Origin of the sequence: Rhodoluna sp., assembly GCF_024641065.1 — a bacterium.
GTDB lineage: Bacteria > Actinomycetota > Actinomycetes > Actinomycetales > Microbacteriaceae > Rhodoluna.
This window is the reverse complement of sequence record NZ_JAHEDV010000031.1, coordinates 1-2,025: the sequence shown is the minus strand read 5'-3', so window position 1 is coordinate 2,025 and position 2,025 is coordinate 1. Positions and strand designations below refer to the sequence as shown.

General features: G+C 53.3%; 2 protein-coding genes. One reads left to right on the top strand and one right to left on the bottom strand.

Annotation, left to right across the window (positions count from 1 at the left end; all coding sequences use genetic code 11):
* Positions 1-21: 21 nt before the first annotated feature.
* Positions 22-603, bottom strand: a complete 582-nt coding sequence (locus Q0L26_RS05845) for a hypothetical protein (protein ID WP_296648650.1) — start codon at positions 601-603, stop codon at positions 22-24.
* Between the two features lie 74 nt (positions 604-677).
* On the opposite strand from Q0L26_RS05845, the gene serA reads away from it, so the two are divergent.
* Positions 678-2,025, top strand: a 1,348-nt coding sequence (gene serA / locus Q0L26_RS05840; protein WP_296648647.1) for a phosphoglycerate dehydrogenase, incomplete at its 3' end; no start/stop codon positions are given.

Sequence of the window (2,025 nt, the reverse complement as noted above, 5' to 3'; positions counted from 1 at the left end):
TGCATTCAGGCAAAGTAACCTTTAGTCGTTAATTAGGAGTCTGAACAGAGCTTTTTGTAGAACTTCAACGACAAAATCAGAACTCTCTGTTTCCCATTCCTGCGAGCCAACAAACTTCACATTGACCGAGCGGTCTAGATATCCCTCAACTCGCTTCGCCGCATTCGCCGCTTCGATGCGATTCATGTAGCCCACTAATAAGAGGTCAATTTCAGGGGAGTCGCTGGCACGTTCTTTCTTTAAATAGGCGGCATAGTTTCCATAAAGAAAAGCCTGTTCGAGGCCTTCGATTCCATAGAGCGCAGCTGGCAACACTGCTGCCGGCCCATAACTAAACGCCACGATCTTGCGAATGGCATCGTGCAACTCGTGTTTAGTGTTCACCTGAATCAGGCGGACTCGACCAACGGTTCGCTGAATAACCAGTTGGCTTTCGAGCAAACGCTCAACCTCGCGCATTGCAGTTGGTGCAGAGGTGTTTGCCTGACGGGCTAATTCAGATATAGAGAAGTCATCGCCAGGGTTCATGAACAGCTGCGCCAAGATCATGCCCTGGGTGTCAGAGCGAAGAATTGGCGAGAGGGCTGCTTTTTCTGGTTTCACGAATTGAAGTATAACTTTCATTTATTGAAAAGATGCGTGCCTGTGTGGCGCTGTTTGTCTGGCACTCTATTTCTATGACAAAACCAGTTGTGATTATCGCCGAAGAACTTAGCCCCGCCACAGTTGAGGCCCTCGGCCCAGACTTTGAGATTGTGAACGTTGACGGCACCGACCGCCCAGCACTGCTCAAGGCTTTGGCCGGTGCAGACGCCATCCTTGTGAGATCTGCAACGCAGGTTGATGCCGAGGCAATTGCGGCAGCCCCAAAACTAAAGGTTGTTGCCCGCGCGGGTGTTGGCCTCGACAACGTAGACATTAAGGCGGCAACCGCTGCTGGCGTGATGGTGGTTAACGCACCAACCTCAAACGTGATCTCGGCAGCGGAGTTGGCCATTGGGCACCTGTTCTCGCTGGCCCGCTTTATTCCAGATGCCAACGCATCGCTCAAGGCAGGCGAGTGGAAGCGCTCGAAATACACAGGCGTTGAGCTTTATGAAAAGACCATCGGAATCATCGGCCTCGGCCGCATTGGCACCCTGGTTGCCCAGCGCCTTGCAGGCTTTGGTGCAAACCTGATTGGTTATGACCCTTATGTCACACCTGCACGCGCAGAGCAGATCGGTGTGACGCTGGCAACTCTCGACGAAGTGGTTGCGCAGTCAGACTTCATTACTATTCATATTCCAAAGACGCCTGAAACCACCGGCATGATTTCAACAGCACAGTTTGCTGCGGCAAAACCGAACTTGCGCATTGTTAACTGTTCGCGCGGTGGAATCATCGACGAAGATGCGCTCTATGAGGCGCTCAAGTCAAAGCAGATTGCCGGCGCTGGTCTCGACGTTTTTGTGAACGAACCGCCAAAGAGTTCGCCACTGCTTGAGCTCGACAACATTGTTGTTACCCCACACCTCGGCGCATCAACCGATGAAGCACAAGAGAAGGCAGGAATCTCGGTTGCCAAGTCGGTTCGTTTGGCGCTTGCTGGCGATCTTGTTCCTGATGCTGTGAACGTTGCCGGTGGCAACATCGACTCATCGGTGAAGCCGGGCATCGCCCTCATGGAGAACATGGGTCAGGTGCTGTTTGCAATTTCTGGTGGCAACGTTGCCGCCATTGAGGTTGAGGTTCGCGGTGAGATTGCTGTGCACGACGTATCCGTGTTAAAGCTCGCCGGTCTCAAGGGCTTCTTTCAGAACGCAGTCACCGAGCAGGTTAGCTATGTGAACGCGCCGTTGCTTGCCGAGCAGCGCGGGGTAGACGTGAAGCTAACCGTTGACTCACACAGCGACGAATATCGCAACGTGACATCGATCAAGGCAACCCTGGCCGATGGCACCACCGCTTCGGTTTCTGGCACCGTGATCGGCCCGAAGCTGCACCAAAAGATCGTGGCCATCAACGGCTATGAGGTTGAGTTGG